The 18,436-nt window shown below is 44.7% G+C and carries 21 protein-coding genes, 1 other RNA gene and 1 riboswitch; of the genes, 17 read left to right on the top strand and 5 right to left on the bottom strand.

Annotated elements, in window-relative coordinates:
• Nucleotides 1–9: 9 nt before the first annotated feature.
• Nucleotides 10–312 carry a phage holin family protein gene (locus ACK1LH_RS12570; RefSeq protein ID WP_029566022.1) on the top strand — a complete coding sequence of 101 codons (303 nt, stop codon included), beginning with the start codon at nt 10–12 and terminating at the stop codon, nt 310–312.
• Between the two features lie 22 nt (nt 313–334).
• Here the strand turns inward: ACK1LH_RS12570 and ACK1LH_RS12565 are convergent, their stop codons facing one another.
• The 4 genes from ACK1LH_RS12565 to ACK1LH_RS12550 all read right to left on the bottom strand — a co-directional run bounded on the left by ACK1LH_RS12565 (nt 335) and on the right by ACK1LH_RS12550 (nt 1,341).
• Nucleotides 335–469, bottom strand: a complete 135-nt coding sequence (locus ACK1LH_RS12565; protein ID WP_411333243.1) for a hypothetical protein — start codon at nt 467–469, stop codon at nt 335–337.
• Nucleotides 469–720 carry a hypothetical protein gene (locus tag ACK1LH_RS12560; protein ID WP_029280346.1) on the bottom strand — a complete coding sequence of 84 codons (252 nt, stop codon included), beginning with the start codon at nt 718–720 and terminating at the stop codon, nt 469–471. Before ACK1LH_RS12560 ends, ACK1LH_RS12565 begins: the two co-directional genes overlap by 1 nt.
• Nucleotides 720–875: a hypothetical protein gene (locus tag ACK1LH_RS12555; protein WP_168713767.1), complete on the bottom strand. Its 156-nt coding sequence runs from the start codon at nt 873–875 to the stop codon at nt 720–722. Before ACK1LH_RS12555 ends, ACK1LH_RS12560 begins: the two co-directional genes overlap by 1 nt.
• Before the next feature lie 61 nt (nt 876–936).
• Entirely contained in the window at nt 937–1,341 is a 405-nt protein-coding gene (locus tag ACK1LH_RS12550) for an Hsp20/alpha crystallin family protein (RefSeq protein ID WP_411333241.1), read from the bottom strand.
• Between the two features lie 201 nt (nt 1,342–1,542).
• On the opposite strand from ACK1LH_RS12550, the gene ACK1LH_RS12545 reads away from it, so the two are divergent.
• The 14 genes from ACK1LH_RS12545 (at nt 1,543) to ACK1LH_RS12480 (ending at nt 16,122) form a co-directional block, all read left to right on the top strand.
• Nucleotides 1,543–2,046 carry a PTS glucose transporter subunit IIA gene (locus tag ACK1LH_RS12545; RefSeq protein WP_029566021.1) on the top strand — a complete coding sequence of 168 codons (504 nt, stop codon included), beginning with the start codon at nt 1,543–1,545 and terminating at the stop codon, nt 2,044–2,046.
• Between the two features lie 103 nt (nt 2,047–2,149).
• Entirely contained in the window at nt 2,150–4,435 is a 2,286-nt protein-coding gene (locus tag ACK1LH_RS12540) for a DEAD/DEAH box helicase (RefSeq protein WP_411333239.1), read from the top strand.
• Nucleotides 4,426–5,670: a ribonuclease H-like domain-containing protein gene (locus ACK1LH_RS12535; protein ID WP_411333237.1), complete on the top strand. Its 1,245-nt coding sequence runs from the start codon at nt 4,426–4,428 to the stop codon at nt 5,668–5,670. The genes ACK1LH_RS12540 and ACK1LH_RS12535 overlap by 10 nt, the downstream gene beginning before the upstream one ends.
• A gap of 344 nt (nt 5,671–6,014) precedes the next feature.
• Nucleotides 6,015–6,437, top strand: a complete 423-nt coding sequence (locus ACK1LH_RS12530; protein ID WP_320155872.1) for a spore coat protein — start codon at nt 6,015–6,017, stop codon at nt 6,435–6,437.
• Between the two features lie 63 nt (nt 6,438–6,500).
• Nucleotides 6,501–7,067 (top strand): DUF1273 domain-containing protein, encoded by a 567-nt coding sequence (locus tag ACK1LH_RS12525; protein ID WP_411333235.1) that lies wholly within the window; start codon nt 6,501–6,503, stop codon nt 7,065–7,067.
• A 76-nt stretch (nt 7,068–7,143) separates the two neighbouring features.
• On the top strand, nt 7,144–7,449 hold the full coding sequence (gene gpsB / locus ACK1LH_RS12520) for a cell division regulator GpsB (protein WP_029280358.1): 306 nt from the start codon (nt 7,144–7,146) through the stop codon (nt 7,447–7,449).
• 69 nt (nt 7,450–7,518) lie between these two features.
• Nucleotides 7,519–7,909, top strand: an RNA gene (rnpB, locus tag ACK1LH_RS12515) — RNase P RNA component class B.
• A gap of 146 nt (nt 7,910–8,055) precedes the next feature.
• Complete coding sequence (locus tag ACK1LH_RS12510; protein ID WP_411333234.1) at nt 8,056–8,229, top strand: hypothetical protein; 174 nt, start codon at nt 8,056–8,058, stop codon at nt 8,227–8,229.
• A gap of 157 nt (nt 8,230–8,386) precedes the next feature.
• On the top strand, nt 8,387–9,538 hold the full coding sequence (locus ACK1LH_RS12505; protein ID WP_411333232.1) for a class I SAM-dependent RNA methyltransferase: 1,152 nt from the start codon (nt 8,387–8,389) through the stop codon (nt 9,536–9,538).
• Nucleotides 9,539–9,593: 55 nt separating this feature from the next.
• Nucleotides 9,594–9,791: a hypothetical protein gene (locus tag ACK1LH_RS12500; RefSeq protein ID WP_029280361.1), complete on the top strand. Its 198-nt coding sequence runs from the start codon at nt 9,594–9,596 to the stop codon at nt 9,789–9,791.
• 143 nt (nt 9,792–9,934) lie between these two features.
• On the top strand, nt 9,935–11,872 hold the full coding sequence (locus ACK1LH_RS12495) for an ATP-dependent DNA helicase (RefSeq protein WP_411333231.1): 1,938 nt from the start codon (nt 9,935–9,937) through the stop codon (nt 11,870–11,872).
• 490 nt (nt 11,873–12,362) lie between these two features.
• Complete coding sequence (locus tag ACK1LH_RS12490) at nt 12,363–13,886, top strand: carboxypeptidase M32 (protein WP_411335098.1); 1,524 nt, start codon at nt 12,363–12,365, stop codon at nt 13,884–13,886.
• Between the two features lie 146 nt (nt 13,887–14,032).
• Nucleotides 14,033–14,134, top strand: a riboswitch (purine riboswitch).
• A gap of 90 nt (nt 14,135–14,224) precedes the next feature.
• Complete coding sequence (locus ACK1LH_RS12485; RefSeq protein ID WP_282034139.1) at nt 14,225–14,815, top strand: xanthine phosphoribosyltransferase; 591 nt, start codon at nt 14,225–14,227, stop codon at nt 14,813–14,815.
• Nucleotides 14,812–16,122 carry a nucleobase:cation symporter-2 family protein gene (locus ACK1LH_RS12480; RefSeq protein ID WP_411333229.1) on the top strand — a complete coding sequence of 437 codons (1,311 nt, stop codon included), beginning with the start codon at nt 14,812–14,814 and terminating at the stop codon, nt 16,120–16,122. The genes ACK1LH_RS12485 and ACK1LH_RS12480 overlap by 4 nt, the downstream gene beginning before the upstream one ends.
• A 67-nt stretch (nt 16,123–16,189) precedes the next feature.
• Here ACK1LH_RS12480 and ACK1LH_RS12475 read toward each other — a convergent pair whose 3' ends face one another.
• Nucleotides 16,190–16,948: a L,D-transpeptidase family protein gene (locus ACK1LH_RS12475; RefSeq protein WP_411333228.1), complete on the bottom strand. Its 759-nt coding sequence runs from the start codon at nt 16,946–16,948 to the stop codon at nt 16,190–16,192.
• Nucleotides 16,949–17,053: 105 nt separating this feature from the next.
• Here ACK1LH_RS12475 and ACK1LH_RS12470 point away from each other — a divergent pair, with 105 nt between their 5' ends.
• Nucleotides 17,054–17,707 carry an MtnX-like HAD-IB family phosphatase gene (locus ACK1LH_RS12470; protein WP_029566015.1) on the top strand — a complete coding sequence of 218 codons (654 nt, stop codon included), beginning with the start codon at nt 17,054–17,056 and terminating at the stop codon, nt 17,705–17,707.
• A gap of 76 nt (nt 17,708–17,783) precedes the next feature.
• Complete coding sequence (locus ACK1LH_RS12465) at nt 17,784–18,320, top strand: GNAT family N-acetyltransferase (RefSeq protein WP_029566014.1); 537 nt, start codon at nt 17,784–17,786, stop codon at nt 18,318–18,320.
• The last annotated feature ends 116 nt before the right edge of the window (nt 18,321–18,436 follow it).

Raw genomic sequence — 18,436 nt, 5'->3', positions numbered from 1 at the left:
TGGATAAGCATGGTTTCTGCAGCGCTCTCAAGTCTGTTTGATCAGATCAATGTTCACCCCCAGCTCGTGATTGTCGTTCCGGCCCTCATGATCTTAGGGTATGCTTTAAAGCGGACTCCTAATGTGCAGGACTGGATGATTGTTTGGATTCTCCTCGGAGCCGGCATTATCGCAAGTATTTTCACACTGGGTTTTTCAGTCAGCAGCATTGCCAACGGTTTTATCGCGGCAGGAGCGGCCATCACCACTCATCAGGCGTATAAACAATCTGTTCTCGAACGAAACGCGGACGGCAAAAACAAAGACGCATAACCTTATGCGTCTTTGCCTGTGTTTACTTCTTTTCATTTAATCTTTCCTCCAGCCTTTTTTTAACTTCAGAATAGGACAAGCCTGAAGCGGCATTCAATCTTTTAACTTCCTCTGCATTTGTCGTGCTGAAGGGTTGGAGTCCCGCATCTTTTTTCATTACAGCAGCTCCTCATAAACGTCATTCAGCTGATTCATCCTGACATAGTCCTGCTCGCCCATCGCATGCTTTATTTCATACGGGAGCATTTTATTTAAGAACATCTGCTCTTTTTCAGAAAGCATCCTGATGAATTGCTTTTCATCTGTAAAGGATTCCCTGGAGAGTTTGAAATAAATGTGCCTGCTGGTTTCATGCTCCTCCAGATAATTGGAAAGGGCTTCTCTTAAATATGACAGTGACTGTTCCATCAGGACGGATCCTCAAAGAATTCTTTCACTTTTCCCGGATCACTGCCGGATGCGTATGGATTTTCCGAGGCCGCACCTTCATCCAGATTTGTTTTTATAACAAGCATCGGAGACCCCGACGGCTCTGCGCTGATTCTTTTTTCATGTTCCTTCATAAAAGCACCTCCTGCTAGTAGTTTTCATAAGCAGGGGGAATTTTATTGTGTTAAAATCTGGTCAGCTGAGCGGAAAGGATATGAGCAGGCAGCCATTTTGAAAAGCGGCATCCACTTCGTCCATCTTCGGCGACTTAGGCAATAGAATGGTTTTTGTCATTTGTTTTCTCGTCTGCGAGTAAGCAGATCCATTTATATGGCTGAGATTTAATTCTTCCTTGTGGCTGACGGTCAGGGACAGGCAAAGGTCATGAAATTCAATTTTGATCTGCTCTTTTTTCAATCCGGGAAACTCTGCTTTTACAAAATAGCGATTATCCTCTTCCCATGAGGATACTTTCATATAAGCCGTATTCATCTGCTCCTGAAATACTTTCTCAAACTCCAGTACGTTCTGTTTAAATGAGCTGTCACCGAAGAACTGCTCCGCAAGTTCATATAACGGGTTGTGATTTTTTTCACTCATCTGCCGTGTCTCCTTTTAAATGAGGATAAAGCATGCTTTTAGGCTAAAATATGCATGGCACTGTAAATTGGTTGCTTGATTCAGGCGTTTTATGGTTAAATGATGATAATTATAAAGGGACGGGTGAAGTGAGAAGCGTTTAATTTCAGGGAGACAGGGGTATTTCTAAAGTAGAATTCAATGCAGAAAAGGAGCAGAGCCATGCTTAAAAAACTATTCGGCAGTAAAAAAACGGAAAAACAGACAGAAGAAACAGTATTTGCACCATTAACAGGAAAGCTTTTGCAATTAGAAGAAGTTCCGGATCCTGTTTTCTCCCAGAAAATGATGGGCGATGGAATGGCGATTGAACCTTCAGAAGGGATCCTGGTGTCACCTGTTGAGGGAGAGATCATTCAGCTCTTCCACACAAAGCATGCGATCGGCATCAGAAGCCAGACGGGCATGGAGATTCTTCTTCACATCGGCCTTGAAACGGTGGCTATGAACGGAGAAGGATTTGAAGCGTTTGTCAAAGAAGGAGACAGCGTCAAGCCGGGAGATAAACTGATTTCGTTTGATCTTGATCTGATCAAAGAAAAAGCAGCAAGCACGATCACTCCAATCATCATTACAAATGGCGATATTGTGGAAAGTGTTCAGAAAGCTCCTGTCGGACAGGTGAACGGCGGAAAAGATAAAGTGTTTGACATCAAGGTTAAATAAGTGCAGAACGGAGCAGGCATCGCGCCTGCTTTTTTTATGTTATCGTCTGTTTTGCTTAAAAACGAACATCTATTCTGTTAAAATGGAGAAAGAGGTGATCAGGGTGCGAAGAAAGCAGTCACTGTCAGAGATTATTGATTTTTTAAAACGCGATGAAGAATTTAAAGAGCAGATTGTCCATGCTCATACGATAGAACCAAAAGAAGCAAGAACAGCCGAAATGCCGTCTTCTGTTGACAGCAGGTTAAGAGAGGCGCTTGCAGCAAGAGGCATAGAGTCTCTTTATACCCATCAGGCAACGGCCTATGAGCTTGCACGCAGCAGAAAAAGCTTTGTTGCCGTCACTCCGACTGCTTCAGGGAAAACGCTCTGCTACAATCTCCCGGTTTTGCAGCAGATTGTTCAAGATGAAAGCAGCAGGGCCCTTTATTTATTTCCTACCAAAGCACTCGCCCAGGACCAGAAGAGCGAATTAAATGAGCTGATTACAGAACTTGGCGTTCCAATCAACTCCTACACCTATGATGGAGACACCGCTCCGACAATCAGGAATGTCATCCGCAAGGCGGGTCACATTGTCATGACAAATCCTGATATGCTTCACTCGGCGATTTTGCCCCATCATACAAAATGGGTTTCCCTTTTTGAAAACTTGAAGTATATCATCATTGATGAACTTCATATTTACAGGGGAATATTCGGCAGCCATGTTGCCAATGTGATCCGCAGGCTAAAACGCATATGCCGTTTTTATGGAAGCGATCCGGTCTTTATCTGCACATCAGCAACGATTGCCAATCCTAAGGAGCTTGCTGAAGAGCTGCTTGGAGAAGACGTGGTGCTCGTTGATGATAACGGGGCCCCCTCGGGGAAAAAACACTTTCTTTTTTACAATCCCCCAATCGTCAACAAGCCGCTGAATATCCGGAAAAGCGCTACACTTGAAGTCAGAAAGATAGCATCAGAGCTCCTGAAAAATAAAATTCAGACAATCGTTTTTGCAAGGAGCAGGGTGCGTGTTGAAATTATCTTGACGTACTTGCAGGAGCTGATCAAGGGGGAGCTTGGAAAGAAGACGATACGCGGCTACAGGGGAGGTTATCTGCCAAAACAAAGGCGCGAAATTGAAAAAGGGCTGAGGAACGGGGAGATTCTCGGCGTTGTCAGCACAAACGCCCTTGAACTCGGAGTTGATATCGGGCAGCTGCAGGTGTGCATTATGACAGGCTATCCGGGAACGATCGCGAGTGCCTGGCAGCAGGCTGGCCGGGCCGGAAGAAGAAGCGGGGAAGCCCTGATTGTGATGGTGGCGGGATCGACTCCAATTGATCAGTACATCATTCAGCACCCGGATTATTTTTTCAGGCAGAATCCGGAAACGGCCATCATTAATCCGGACAATCTCATTGTTCTTGTGGATCATATCAAATGTGCTGCGTTTGAACTGCCATTCAAAAAAGATGAATCATTCGGGCAAATGGATATCGAGGAAATTCTCGAATTCCTGGCAGAGGAGAAAGTTCTATATTTTAACAGAGACAAATATCACTGGATGAACGATTCTTTCCCGGCCCATAACATCAGTCTGAGATCGGCTTCACAGGAAAATGTCATCATCATTGACCAGTCGGATATTGCAAATGTCAAAGTCATCGGGGAGATGGACAGATTCAGCGCCATGACCCTGCTTCATGATGAAGCGATCTACCTTCATCAGGGCATTCAGTATCAGGTGGAGATGCTCGACTGGGAAGAGAAAAAAGCCTTTGTAAGAGAAGTGGATGTTGATTATTTTACAGATGCAAATCTTGCCGTGCAGCTGAAAGTGCTTGAAGAAGACAAAACGAGAGCGGGAGATAGCCACCATCTTGGCTACGGGGATGTAACGGTTCAGGCGATGGCGACCATTTTTAAAAAGATCAAGTTTGACACGCATGAGAATATCGGATCAGGCCCGATTCACCTTCCTGAAGAAGAATTGCACACGAATGCTGCGTGGATCAGCCTTTCGGATGGACTTGCCGGAATGCTGAAGAAAGACAGGCTCGAAGAAGCCCTTCTCGGTCTTTCGCATGCCTTAAAGCATATTGTTCCGATCAGCGTCATGTGTGACCCGTCAGATATAAGCGTTGTTCCGCAAATGAAGGCGACGCATAACGACCAGCCTACCGTTTTTCTCTATGATAAATATCCCGGCGGAGTCGGTCTTGCAGGGAAAGTCTTTGAAACAATGGAAATCGTGCTCTCTGAAACGTATGCCATGATCAGCGGATGCCCCTGTGAAACAGGCTGTCCGTCGTGCACTGGCCTGGAAGGATCCGACCATCAGAAGAAGGATACCCTTTACTTAATAAACGGTCTTAAAGGAGCCGAAGATTCTTGTCGTTAAAAGGAAAGCTAAACCGATTAAAATCACATATGTCGCTGGAAGAGAAAACAGAGACTGTCAAAAGGGAGCCGGAAGAAAATGTTTCGCACCTTTCAAAGTGGGAAGAACTTGACGCCAAACCATTCTGGTTCGATGGTGAGTACTGTCTTGTAAGGGAAAGGACATATGATCTTTCTTTTCAGCACGGCCTCTATCAGCTAGGTGAATTTCATAGAGCGGTTTCCCTGTGGAATGAGAGAGACAGCCTTCATCCGCTTTCTTCCAAAGAGCATCAATCGCACGATCTCTTTTTCTTTGACACAGAAACGACAGGTCTTGGGGGAGGAGCGGGAAATACGATTTTTCTGCTTGGTCATGCGCAGGTATTTGACGATAAAGTGAAAGTTGTTCAGCATTTTCTGCCGAAACCCGGAAATGAAGTAGCGCTTTATCAAAGTTTTCTGAGCCGGGTCAATACGAAAACCCTTGTCACTTATAACGGTAAAGCCTTTGACTGGCCTCAGGTGAAAACGCGGCATACGCTGATTAAAGATCAGGTGCCGAAGCTTCCTTCCTTCGGCCATTTCGATCTTTTCCATGCGGCCAGAAGGCTTTGGAAAACAAGGCTTGAATCAGTTAAATTGAGTCATGTGGAGAAGGAGATTCTTGGAATCGTGAGGGAGCATGATGTTCCGGGCTATCTTGCCCCCATGCTGTATTTCAGCTATGTACAGTCCCAGGATCCAGATCACATCAGCGGTGTGCTGACACATAATGAAGTTGATATCCTTTCACTCATCACTCTCTACACGCATCTCACACACAGAATTTTGTTTCCCTCTGTCGAAGCAACCGGCATCGAGCAATATGAAGTCGCACGCTGGCTGCTTTCAGCAGGTGAAAAGGCGGCAGCCTTCGACACATTTAAAGCTGCAGCAGAATCAGGCTCAGAGAGGGAATATGAAGCGAAATTTGAGATGGCGATGCAGCTGAAAAAGAACAACAGGATGGACGAAGCACTGCCGATTTTCCTCTCTTGCGCAAAAGCGGGCAGCTTGAAATATAAGATAAAGGCATCAGTGGAAGCGGCGAAGTATTATGAACACAAGGAGAAAGATTCAAAAAAGGCCCTTTCATTTGCCACATCCGCTTATCTTGCGGTAAAGGAAAAGGATCAGGCACTGAAAACCGATTCAGAAAAAGAGAAAGCAGAGCTTTTAAAAAGAATGAAGAGGCTGGGGAATAAAATGGGGTGATTATTCCCCGGGGAACCGCAAAATCCGCTCTTTTTCGCGTAAAATTTGTCGATATTGTGAAATTTATAAGATGGGCATTCAAGTAATTGTAGAACGGTGAAGATGTGTGTAAAATTAGGGACTGTAAACATTAATAACCGGGGTGAGCACGATCATGTACAAAGGCATCTTCTACTTGTTTTTCATCGTTTTATTTGCAACAGTCTTCATCTTTTCAAACTTCAAAGACAGTTTCTATGCATTCTTGTAAAAAATAGGTTATTGCATCAGTACATGTACACTCCTTGCTTCATAGACTATCACTGTAAGACAGATAAGAAATGAAGGAAAGGAGACAAACAAACATGATGCCAAATAACAACATGCCTCCTAATATGGTGGGCGGCGCTCAGATGGGACCGAACATGCCGAATATGGTAGGCGGAGCTCAAATGAACATGCCAGCTCCAAATATGGTGGCAGGTGCACAAATGGGACCAAACATGCCAGCTCCAAATATGGTGGCAGGTGCACAAATGCCGATGATGCCGATGGGACCTGTCAAAATGTGTCCGCCGATTGTTCATCCGACAAAATGCTGCGTGCAGCATACTTTCTCTACAACAGTTGTTCCTCATATCCACCCGACTCACACAACTGTCGTTAACCACCAGAACATTCAGCACAAGCATTTTTTCCCTCAAACAAATTCTATGGTAAACTCTGTATCAAACCAACAATTTAACTGCGGCGGCGGAAGACCTCCTATGAGTCCTTACGGCCGTTAATACCTCACCTTAGGAGCTGATGCAATTGTCAGCTCCTATCTTCTTTGAAGGGAGACATACATAATGAAGGTCCTGACCGTATCCGGATACAAACCTTTTGAACTCGGCATCTTTAAAAATGATGATCCGGGAGTCGCCTATATAAAAAAAGCCATTGAAAAGTCCCTGCGGCCGCTTGCAGAAGAAGGACTCGAGTGGGTGCTCATCAGCGGCCAGCTCGGAATAGAGCTCTGGGCTGCAGAGGTTGTCTTTGATTTGCAGGTAGAGTATGATGAACTAAAGCTCGGCATTCTGACTCCATTTTTGGAGCAGGAAGAAAAATGGAATGAAGACAATAAAGAATATTATGAATACATTATGTCATCAGCCGACTTTGTTGACAGCATCACAAAAAGAAAATATGATAATCCAAATCAGTTCAGGCTGAAAAATGAATTTTTTGTTTCAAAAAGTGAAGGACTCCTGCTGGTTTATGACGAAGAAAACCCTGGGTCTCCAAAATATTTGCTCGAGACCGCCAGAAAAAAGGCTGAGTCCGGCGGATATACCATTATGACAATTTCTTTTGCAGATCTGCAGCTCATTGTGGAAGAAGAGCAAAGCAAGGATCATTTTTGGACAGGCGAATAACGGAAGAAAATTGACAACGGCATCAGGATTATGAAAAAATATGAAAAGATGATTTCAGTGTGACGAGGTGAAAGAGATGCTTTCCGATAAAATTAAATTAACGGCGAAAGAAATCTTAGAAAAAGAATTTAAACAGGGAATGCGCGGCTACAAACAGGAAGACGTGGATAAGTTTCTTGATTTGATCATCAAGGACTATGAAACGTTTCATCAGGAAATCGAAGAGCTTCAGCAGGAAAACCTGCGTCTGACAAAACAGCTTGAAGACTCGTTCAACCGAAAGCAGGTTCAGCCTGTACAGACAAACACGACAAACTTTGATATTCTGAAACGTTTGTCAAACCTTGAAAAGCATGTTTTCGGAAGCAAGCTTTACGATTGATTTCCACTATTTGCTCTTGCAATCTTTTCTGTAATTAACTATACTAGTACTTGCTCTTAAAAAATAATAACGTTCAGGTAATCGCTGCAGTCTTTAGGGCTGTAGAGGAAAGTCCATGCTCGCACGGTGCTGAGATGCCCGTAGTGTTCGTGCCTAGCGAAGTCATAAGCTAGGGCAGCCGGGTGATCCGGCTGACGGCAGGGAAGGGGCCTAAGTCTTCGGATATGGCTCTGCTACCTTGAAAGTGCCACAGTGACGTAGTCCTCAGGGAAACCTGAGGAGTGGAACGCGGTAAACCCCTCGAGCGAGAAACCCAAATATAGGTAGGGGCACCTTCTCTTAGGAACTGAACACGGAGAAGGCCGGAAGCTTTAAGCTTCCGTAGATAGATGATTACCACCGGAGTACGAGGTGATACCGGCCGTTTGCAGTACAAAGGGACAAAACATGGCTTACAGAACGTTATTTCAGGTAAACTTAACATGTTTAAAACAGGCTCTCTTCATATGTGATGAGAGCTTTTCATTTACATAAAGAAAAGTGGAGTCGCCCGTTCAGCTCCGACAGGCAGAAAAGAAATCACCCGAAAAGTCCGGTTTTGACTTTTTGGGGGATTTTGTTCTGACGGAGGAGTTGGGCGATGGAACTGGACAATACAGAAAAGCGGAGCCGACTGTTCAATCCTTTCAGTCAGATAAGAAATCACCGGAAAAGTCCGGTTTTGACTTTTTCGGGGATTTTGTTCTGACAGAAGGACTAGGAGGCGCAGCTGGACAATGAGAAAAGCGGAATAGCCCAGCTCATATAACTGAGCATAGAAAACCACAGCCGGCCGACTGTCAAAGGAAGTTTGAGCTGCGTGCACTATGTGCAAAATAAAATGAAATTAAAAATGATCTGCAGGCCTGTCCTGCAGTCTGATTTAGAAGGTGATGCAATGAGTAAGGTGACATTGATCGCAACAGCTGCCATGGGACTTGAGGCGCTTGTTGCCAAAGAAGTGCGGGATCTTGGATATGAATGCACGACCGATAACGGCAAAGTGACATTTGAGGCGGATCCAAAGGACATTCCCCGTCTGAATTTATGGCTTCGCACAGCTGACCGCGTAAAGCTGAAAGTGGGCGAATTTAAAGCCTACTCTTTTGACGATCTGTTTGAAAAAACAAAGGCCCTTGACTGGGGAGCAATTATTCCACGCCAGGCAGAATTTCCTGTCACGGGTAAATCGGTAAAATCAAAGCTCTACAGTGTACCTGACTGTCAGCGTATCGTGAAAAAGGCAATTGCCGAAAAACTGAAGCAACAGTATAAGATTACTTCAGAGTGGTACGAGGAATCAGGTCCGCTTTATAAAGTGGAAATTGCCCTCTTAAAAGATGTAGCGACCTTGACGATTGATACAAGCGGCGCAGGGCTTCACAAGCGCGGCTTCAGGCTTGACCAGGGAGGGGCGCCTCTTAAGGAAACACTGGCTGCTGCTCTTGTCATGTTGACAAACTGGACGCCTGACCGTCCATTTGTAGATCCTTTCTGCGGATCGGGTACAATCCCGATTGAAGCGGCACTAATCGGACAGAACATTGCCCCCGGGTTTAACCGGGAATTCGTTTCCGAACAATGGGATATTATCGGAAAAAGCCATTGGAATCAAGCACGCACAGAAGCTGAAGACCTGGCGAATTATGATCTCGAGCTTGATATTTCAGGACATGACATTGACCACCGCATGATCTCCATTGCGGAGGAAAATGCGGATGAAGCAGGCCTTGGCGGCATCATTCAATTCAAGCAAATGCAGGTCAGCGATTTCACAACCCGAAAAGAGTATGGCGTAATCGTTGGAAACCCTCCATACGGGGAAAGACTTGGAGAAAAAGAAGAAGTTGAGCAGCTGTACAAAGGAATGGGACGCGCTCTGCTGCCTCTTGAGACGTGGTCTGTTTATATGCTGACTTCCCATAAAGGATTTGAAGATTTTTACGGCAGGCAGGCAACAAAAAAACGCAAGCTCTTTAACGGATTTATTGAAACGGATTATTATCAGTACTGGGGTAAACGCCCGCCAAGAGACAGAAAACAGGTATAGAAGCATCTCTCCTTGAATACACTAGAAACAGTATTGATTTCTTTTCAAGGAGTGAGTGATTCTGGGCGAAAACAATGATTTTAATCTAATATCCAAAGCGCTGTCATCAACTTATTTGTCTCTCATTGAGAATGGCCATGAAGCAGCTGCTCAAGCATCGCTCGGCAGTGCGAGAGCCGATTTTCTAAAAGCAGTGGCACATGCTTCTGCGATTGACCAAAAGGTAATGATTGATACGCTTTACGACCGCTGAGATAGGCTTTCATATGATGAAAGCCTGTCTTTTTTCATGGCTCCTGAATTCAGGGTCATATTCAGCTCAGAAGCAGTTGACGAACCGATCGACAAATGAGAAAATAGTTGTTTGAGTATAAATGATTGCGGGGGATCTAATACATGCCGACGTCACGTCTGCCATTTGCTGTTTCCAAAAATGAAACCTTCTATGAAGGGCTGAACAATTGGATCGGAGATGTATTTTACGATATTTTGCCTGAAAAAGGCTTTGAACTTAGAGATGAACAAATTTTTATGGCGTTTCAGCTTGAACGGGCATTCCGCGAAAAGAGTGTCATGTTCGCAGAAGCTGGAGTTGGAACGGGAAAAACACTGGTGTATCTGCTTTATGCGATCAGCTATGCACGCTACACCGGAAAACCTGCTGTTATTGCATGTGCGGATGAAACATTGATTGAACAGCTTGTTAAAAATGAAGGGGATATTGCAAAGCTGAGAAAGCATCTGGATTTAACCATTGATGTAAGACTCGGAAAATCCCAGGATCAGTATCTGTGCCTGAAAAAACTGGATCAGACGATTCAGCGGACGGGTGATGATCTGTATCTTGATTTATTTGAGTCGCTTCCAGGCTTTGTCCATGAAAAAGCAGGTATGCAGTCTTTCTATCATTACGGAGACCGTAAAGAATATCCCAACCTGACAGATGAAGAGTGGAGTCATGTGAATTATGACTCGTTCCAGGACTGTCTGTCATGTGACCAAAGGCACCGCTGCGGCCTCACGCTTTCACGCGAGCATTACCGCAAAGCAACCGACCTGATCGTCTGTTCTCATGATTTCTACATGGAGCATATCTGGACATACGACTCAAGAAAGCGGGAAGGACAGCTTCCATTGCTGCCTGAACACAGCTCAGTCGTCTTCGATGAAGGGCATCTTCTTGAATATGCAGCCCAAAAAGCCCTTACCTACAGAGTGAAAAGCAGCACGCTTGCCATCTTGCTTGAAAGACTGCTTCAGAATGACATCAGGGAAGAATTTGCTCATTTAGTTGAAGACACGCTTGTCATCAACGAGGAATTTTTCGACAGCCTGCTTGAAGCATCAGAAGAAGTAAAAGGCTCACACCGCTCACGGATAGTGATGAACGATACGCTGCGGAAACAGGGGATTGAGCTGCACAGGATGCTGGCTGAAATTGGCGAGGCCCTAGTATTTGAAGGGGAAATGTATACCATTGATTCCTACGAGCTAAAGATTGTCGAGGAATATTTGGACAGCATGGAATTTTCCATTTCCCTTTTTAATAAACAAAAAGGCGCGATCCACTGGATTGAAAACGGAGAGCAGGATTTCTCCCTGATCATCATGCCAAGAACAGTGGAAGAAGTGCTGAGAGAGAAAGTATTTTCTCAGAAAAAGCCGTATATCTTCTCATCTGCGACACTGTCCAATCATGGATCGTTCGATTTTATCGCGGGCAGTCTTGGAATTAAAGACTATTTGTCATTGAACGTTGAGTCACCGTTTGATTATGAAGAAAACATGAAGATTTCACTGCTAGACGTATCAGCATCTGTTTCCCTCAATGAAGTGAAATGTGCGGAAACATTGAAAAGAATTGAACAATCAGGAGGCCGTGCGCTCATCCTGTTTAACACAAAAGATGAACTTGACGTGTTTAAACGTTATGCATCAGCCCATAAAGCTGATTATCGCTTCTTATTTGAAGGAGACCAGGAAATAAGCAAGCTTGTTTCTGAGTTCCAGAATAACGAGACATCCGTATTATGCGCCGTGCATCTGTGGGAAGGACTTGACATTCCTGGGGCATCCCTGTCGAATGTGATCATCTGGTCACTGCCGTTCCCGCCAAATGACCCGGTGTTTGAATCAAAACGCAGCAGCTCGCCCGATCCGTTCGCTGATGTGGATATGCCGTATATGATGCTGAGACTGAAACAGGGCATTGGCCGCCTGATCAGAACAAGCACTGACAGCGGGGAGATTTCAATTTACCTCTCCACAAAGCAGGATTTGAACGTGCTTGAAGAAGTTAAATCCATATTGCCTGTGACAGCTGAAGAATTGTAAGTGTAAGAGCGAGGGGAGAGGTCCCTTCGCTCTTTTTTTCGGCGTAATGAATCGTACCCCCGAAAACCGAGAAACGATTTGAGAGGGTAAGCAAGAGCGCGAATCGTACCCTCGGAAACTGAAAAACGATTTGGGAGGGTAAGCAAGTGGGCGAATCGTACCCTCGGAAACCGAGAATCGATTTGGGAGGGTAAGCAAGAGTGCGAATCGTACCCTCGGAAACTGAAAAACGATTTGGGAGGGTAAGCAAGTGGGCGAATCGTACCCTCGGAAACCGAGAAACGATTTGGGAGGGTAAGCAAGCGCTGTAATCGTACCCCCGGAAACCGAGAAACGATGTGGAGGGTATGCAATTGCCAGAAGCACACATTCGCAAACAAAAATAAAACCGACCCGTCAGTTTATAAAATCATTGACAAAAACCTTTTCTTTCCTTTAATCTAAAAATGTTAGAAAATTACTACTATTTTACATACCTAAAGAAGGGGTGATCAGATTGACTATTCAATCCGTTGAGACGTCATTTTTAGAGTACCTGCAAAAAATGAAAAGCTATAATGAAGCCATCTCGCTCATGTTCTGGGATCTGCGCACAGGAGCACCGAAAAAAGCGATTGAACAGCGTTCGCAGGCAATTGGCATTTTATCTACTGAAGTGTTCCAAATGCAGACATCTGATGAAATGAAATCCTATATTGATCAGATTCTGAGCGCGAAGGATGAGGTTTCTGAAATCACATTCAAAGCAGCCCTTGAAAGTGAGAAAGAATACAAACTAAGCAAAGTGATCCCGCAGGAAGAATACAAAGAATATGTCATTCTTCAGTCAAAAGCAGAGTCCGTGTGGGAAGAAGCGAAGGAAAAATCGGATTTCAGCCTGTTTGCACCGTACTTAAAGAAGCTCGTTGAGACCAACAAAAAGTTTCTTGAGTACTGGGGATACAAAGAAAACAAATATGATACGTTCCTTGACCAGTATGAGCCGGGTGTAACCGTTGAAGTGCTTGACCGGGTATTCGGCGAACTGAGAAGCCGGATCGTGCCTCTTGTAAAAAGCATTACAGAGTCACAGAACCAGCCGGAAACTCACTTTTTGTATGAGCCGATTTCAAAAGACAAGCAGCGCCAGATCTCAGAGTTCTTCCTGAAAGAGCTCGGCTACGATTTTGAAGCAGGCCGCCTGGATGAAACGGTCCATCCATTTGCGATCAGTCTTAACCGCGGGGATGTGCGTGTTACTACGAAATATGCTGAAAATGACTTCCGTACAGCGCTTTTCGGTACAATCCACGAATGCGGTCACGCGCTTTATGAGCAGAACATTTCAGAAAAGCTTGAAGGAACCCTGCTGTGCGACGGAACATCCATGGGAATTCATGAGTCGCAGTCTCTTTTCTATGAGAAATTCATCGGCAAAAATCCTGGATTCTGGAACCGCTACTACGATTCGCTCAAGAACTATGCAGACGGGCAGTTTGATGATGTAGCGCTCCAGGACTTCTACCGCGCAGTCAACGAATCCAAGCCGTCTCTTATCCGCATCGAGGCAGATGAACTGACGTATCCGCTTCACATCATGATCCGCTATGAAATTGAGAAGGGCTTATTTAATGATGAAATCGAAGTAGAGGATCTTCCGCGCATCTGGAATGAAAAATATACAGAGTACCTTGGCGTAACGCCATCGAATGACGCAGAAGGCGTGCTTCAGGACGTTCACTGGTCCGGCGGCATGTTCGGCTATTTCCCTTCCTATGCACTTGGCTATATGTACGCCGCGCAGTTTAAACAGGCGATGCTGAAAGACTTGCCTGACTTTGATCAGCTTGTTGAAAACGGAGAGTTCGGCACGATTAAAAACTGGCTGACAGAAAAGATCCATCAGCACGGAAAAATGAAGCAGCCGCTTGAGATCCTTCATGATGTAACTGGAGAAGGCCTGAATGCCAAGTATTTAATCGATCATCTCGAGACGAAGTACTCGAAACTTTATCAGCTTCAGCCGGCAAAATAATAAGCAAAGGCCGCACGTGTTCTCGTGCGGTCTCTTTTGGTTTTTTCAGAAATAACGAATAATTCGAATTAAATTACATGCCATTATTCGCTTTTTTGTGCAGAATACTCTTCCCATAACGAATAAACCCTGTTATAATGCTACTATTCTAATAAAACGTGCACACTCATATAATCGCGGGGATATGGCCTGCAAGTTTCTACCGGATGACCGTTAATCATCTGACTATGAGTGAGCAGTGCTTTGTTTTGCAGCCTGCTTCTTTTAAGCTATCTTCTAAACGGCATTGTCTCACTCTATGAGACGATGCCGTTTTTTTATAGCTGGAGGGAAATAGGATGATCATGCTGCAGGAAAAAATTAAACTTGAAGGAAAGGTGCTTTCTGATCAGGTACTGAAAGTAGATTCCTTTTTAAATCATCAAATTGATCCATTTTTAATGAGAGAAGTAGGAAAAGAGTTTGCAGGAAGGTTTAAAAACGAAGGCATTACGAAAATTCTTACCCTGGAATCGTCAGGGATTGCCCCGTCGGTGATGACAGGGCTTGAGCTAAACGTGCCGGTTGTTTTTGCCCGTAAGCGCAGCTCTCTTACGTTAAAGGGCAAGCTTCTCACAGCAGCTGTTTATTCATTTACGAAGCAGGAAGAAAACACGATCGCTGTATCAGGCGAACATCTGAATGAAACAGACCGTGTACTCATTATTGACGATTTTCTGGCAAATGGACAGGCAGCTCTTGGACTTGCCGAGATTGTGAAGCAGTCCGGAGCAGAAATTGCGGGAATAGGCATCGTCATTGAAAAATCGTTTCAGGACGGCGGGAAATTGCTTCGCGAAAAAGGCTTTCGCGTGGAATCCCTTGCACGAATCGAGTCTCTTGAAAACGGCGCCGTGCAATTTCTTGACGAAACGGAGGCAGTCCGATGAATAACAATTCCTTTAAAGTGTTCTCACTCGGCATTCAGCACGTTCTTGCCATGTATGCAGGTGCGATTATCGTACCTCTGATTGTAGGCGGAGCCCTTGGATTAACGCCTGAGCAGCTGACTTATCTTGTTTCCATTGATATTTTCATGTGCGGTCTTGCTACACTTCTGCAGGTGTGGAAAAACAAGTTTTTCGGAATTGGTCTTCCGGTTGTGCTCGGATGCACGTTTACAGCAGTTGGTCCAATGATCGCCATTGGGACGGAGTACGGGATATCTTCTGTCTATGGTGCGATTTTAGCTTCAGGAATTTTCGTCATTCTGATTTCAACAGTGTTTGGGAAGCTGGCTGTATTTTTCCCGCCTGTTGTAACAGGATCTGTCGTGACGATTATCGGAATCACGCTGATTCCGGTTGCCATGAATAATATGGCGGGCGGACAGGGGGCCGCTGATTTTGGATCTCCTTCCAATCTTGCGCTTGCTTTTGGTGTTCTGCTGTTTATTATTCTGCTTTACAGATTTTTCACCGGCTTCATCCGCGCCGTTTCCATCCTGATTGGGCTGATTGCGGGAACAGCTACGGCTGCGGTTATGGGAAAGGTGGACCTGCAGCCTGTCTCTGAAGCGGGATGGTTTCAGATCGGCAAGCCGTTTTACTTTGGAACGCCGACGTTTGAGATTGCTCCGATTTTGACAATGATCCTCGTCGCTATCGTCAGTTTGGTAGAGTCAACCGGGGTTTACTATGCGCTTGGGGATCTTACGAAAAAGAACATCACAAAAGAGGATCTTGCGAAAGGGTACCGTGCAGAAGGAGTTGCTTACTTGCTTGGGGCGATTTTTAATGCTTTTCCATACACGGCATATTCCCAAAACGTAGGTTTGATTTCTCTTTCTGGCGTTAAATCAAGGAATGTCATTTATACAGCAGCAGGAATGCTAATGGTGCTTGGACTTGTGCCGAAAATTGCTGCATTCACAACCATTATTCCTGAAGCCGTTCTCGGCGGAGCCATGATCGCCATGTTTGGGATGGTCATTGCATACGGCATCAAGATGCTGAGCAGGGTAGAGTTTGCATCACAGGAAAACCTGCTGATTATCGCGTGCTCTGTAGGAATGGGACTTGGTGTGACTGCCGTGCCTGATATGTTCGCCGCTCTTCCCGAGTCTGTTAAAATCCTGACCAACAACGGCATAGTGGCGGGAAGCCTGACAGCCATTCTGCTGAATATTGTGTTCAACGTTGTTCGAAAAGAAGAAAAAAGCGAAGCTGTACGTCTGAACGAAAAACACGCATCTTAATTCTTCTGATGTAAAATAAGATCCAATAGAAAAGCCATACCCGAATATCTTCAGGGTATGGCTTTTCTTAATACATACTGAGGGCTTTTCTTGTAGCCGGACCGACTATGCCGTCTGCTGAAAGCTTTTTGCTCTTTTGGAAAGACCTCACTGCTTTATCGGTATTGCTTCCGAAGATCCCATCAATGCCGCGGGTGTCGAACCCTTTGGAGGTAAGAAGCTGCTGGAGATGTTTGACTTCGCTTCCCCGGCTGCCTTTTTTCAGATTTTGTCCCGTAAATCCGGATGGTTTAGATGATACTGCTTTGCTGCCGCTCACCTTAAACCCTTTTGATGAGGCAATGGCATCAAATGAACTGCCGGAAGATGTTATGATAACAGGTGTATTCATTTTAACCTGGCTGTACAGCCATTCCACTTCATTATCATACATTCTGATGCATCCGTTGCTGATGTACTGCCCGATGGAGCTGGGATTATTGTTCCCGTGTATGGCATACGTTGTGCCCCATGTGCCTCTTGCGTTGATGCCAAGCCAGCGGTTTCCAAGAGGGTTGCGCGAGTCGCCGCCGGGAATGCCAAGCTTGTAGTATGGTCTGTTTACAATTTTGCTGACCACTTTAAAGGTTCCTTCAGGGGTGTAGGATGGCTTTTTGCCGGTTGCCACTTTAAACACGCTGCTGAGCTTGCTGTTCTTATAAAAGGCCAGCTGATTTTTGGACTTGTTAATAATAATAAAGTCACTGCCTGCTGCCTCTGTTTTGCTGATGCCTGCGCCGAAAAAGATAAATAGCGCGGCGGTGAAAATAACGAATAATTTCTTCATGTGTCTCTCCTTTGATGTGAGTAGTTAAAAGCAATTACTACATGATATGAAGAGAGAAACCTATATATTTCCAGATGGAAAAATTAAATCAATGGAGGATTAACAATGAAAACATGGGCATTCGTGTCTGATTTTGACGGGACAATCTCCAAGAAAGATTTTTATCACCTTGTTATTGAGGAACTTTTCCCTGAAGGAGAAGCGCTGTTCAAGCAGTGGAAGCGGGGGGAGATGCTGGATATTGACTTTTTAAGCCGAATATTCACCTCTATTCACCTTGAAGAGGAAGAACTGATTAAAACCATTCTGACATTGCCGCTGGACAATTATATCGGCCCTTTTATTGAACGTGTCCAAAAAAACGGCGGTGATTTTTATATCCTCAGTGCAGGAACAGATTATTATATTAAGCACATTTTTGACGCGCTTGGCGCAGAAAACGTCGAGATCATCTCAAATAAAGGCCATTTTAAAAGCAAAAATATTCATCTGGAAATTGATAAAAATGACTGGAGCTATTCAGAGCGATATGGAATTGATAAATCAAAAGTCATTCAGAAACTGAAAGAAACCTATGATGCGGTTTACTTTTACGGAGACAGCGAACCTGATTCCCATCCTGCAGCCTTTGCAGATGTAACCTTCGCAAAGGACGCGCTGTGCGGTCTGCTTGAAAAAAAGGGAATTGCCTATATTGAAGCAGACTCATTTGTAGATGTAGAAGCGTATTTGCGCGGACGGGGAGTACTTGTCATTTGAAAAATCGTGAAACAGCCTGTATAATGTGTTACTTCTTGAGCGCAGAGATATACTAACGTCAAGGAGCTGAACTTCAATGATTACTCAAGATGACAAAACGGTTTTTACTGCAAAAAATGGAGAACAGATTACGCTGAGGCCTGTAAGGGAAGAGGATGCGGCAGACATAATTGAATCTGTACAGAGCATCATTGATTCGGGGACGTACATACAAAAAGAAAGTCCGCGTTCCCTCCAAGAAGAAAAAGCATTTATTAAAGAATTAAAAGAAAAAGATAACTTTTATCTCGGTGTTGAAATGCAGGGGAAGGTTGTCGGCATCGCAAGAGTTCTGCGGGGAGAGCTTCAAATGAAAAGACATACCGGCCTGTTCCGGACGTGGCTTACAGATTCTGCGCAGGGCCTCGGCATCGGCAAGGAGGTCATGAGTGCAACACTTGACTGGTGCAGAAAGAACAACCTCCATAAGCTTTGCCTGACGGTTTTTGCTTCCAATGAAGTAGCGGTAAAGCTTTATGAAAAATACGGCTTTGCAATTGAGGGAGTACAGCGTGAACAGGCAATTCTGAACGGGAAATACGACGATGAAATTCATATGGCGTACTTCTTTTAAAAATTTCCATCCAAACATGTCTGTTCAAACCCGTTTTTCGCGATATAATAAAAGAGCACAACAACAACTCCTTTAAAACGTTGCTTTTCCCTGATCAGGGAAGAGCTTTTTTTTTG

This window comes from Metabacillus indicus (assembly GCF_046603695.1).
In the GTDB taxonomy this organism is placed as follows: Bacteria; Bacillota; Bacilli; order Bacillales; family Bacillaceae; genus Bacillus_P; species Bacillus_P indicus.
Note: the sequence above shows the minus strand (reverse complement) of the source record. Positions and strands in the feature narration are given on the sequence as shown.

Excerpts from the sequence above, each read along its gene's own strand:
- ACK1LH_RS12495 (WP_411333231.1), top strand. The coding sequence starts at position 9,935 with ATGCCGACGTCACGTCTGCCATTTGCTGTTTCCAAAAATGAAACCTTC.
- ACK1LH_RS12560 (WP_029280346.1), bottom strand. The coding sequence starts at position 720 with ATGGAACAGTCACTGTCATATTTAAGAGAAGCCCTTTCCAATTATCTG.
- ACK1LH_RS12480 (WP_411333229.1), top strand. The coding sequence starts at position 14,812 with ATGAATAACAATTCCTTTAAAGTGTTCTCACTCGGCATTCAGCACGTT.
- ACK1LH_RS12485 (WP_282034139.1), top strand. The coding sequence starts at position 14,225 with ATGATCATGCTGCAGGAAAAAATTAAACTTGAAGGAAAGGTGCTTTCT.
- ACK1LH_RS12565 (WP_411333243.1), bottom strand. The coding sequence starts at position 469 with ATGAAAAAAGATGCGGGACTCCAACCCTTCAGCACGACAAATGCAGAG.
- ACK1LH_RS12530 (WP_320155872.1), top strand. The coding sequence starts at position 6,015 with ATGATGCCAAATAACAACATGCCTCCTAATATGGTGGGCGGCGCTCAG.
- ACK1LH_RS12525 (WP_411333235.1), top strand. The coding sequence starts at position 6,501 with ATGAAGGTCCTGACCGTATCCGGATACAAACCTTTTGAACTCGGCATC.
- ACK1LH_RS12545 (WP_029566021.1), top strand. The coding sequence starts at position 1,543 with ATGCTTAAAAAACTATTCGGCAGTAAAAAAACGGAAAAACAGACAGAA.
- ACK1LH_RS12470 (WP_029566015.1), top strand. The coding sequence starts at position 17,054 with ATGAAAACATGGGCATTCGTGTCTGATTTTGACGGGACAATCTCCAAG.
- ACK1LH_RS12570 (WP_029566022.1), top strand. The coding sequence starts at position 10 with ATGGTTTCTGCAGCGCTCTCAAGTCTGTTTGATCAGATCAATGTTCAC.
- ACK1LH_RS12475 (WP_411333228.1), bottom strand. The coding sequence starts at position 16,948 with ATGAAGAAATTATTCGTTATTTTCACCGCCGCGCTATTTATCTTTTTC.
- ACK1LH_RS12505 (WP_411333232.1), top strand. The coding sequence starts at position 8,387 with ATGAGTAAGGTGACATTGATCGCAACAGCTGCCATGGGACTTGAGGCG.
- ACK1LH_RS12550 (WP_411333241.1), bottom strand. The coding sequence starts at position 1,341 with ATGAGTGAAAAAAATCACAACCCGTTATATGAACTTGCGGAGCAGTTC.
- ACK1LH_RS12555 (WP_168713767.1), bottom strand. The coding sequence starts at position 875 with ATGAAGGAACATGAAAAAAGAATCAGCGCAGAGCCGTCGGGGTCTCCG.
- ACK1LH_RS12465 (WP_029566014.1), top strand. The coding sequence starts at position 17,784 with ATGATTACTCAAGATGACAAAACGGTTTTTACTGCAAAAAATGGAGAA.
- gpsB (WP_029280358.1), top strand. The coding sequence starts at position 7,144 with ATGCTTTCCGATAAAATTAAATTAACGGCGAAAGAAATCTTAGAAAAA.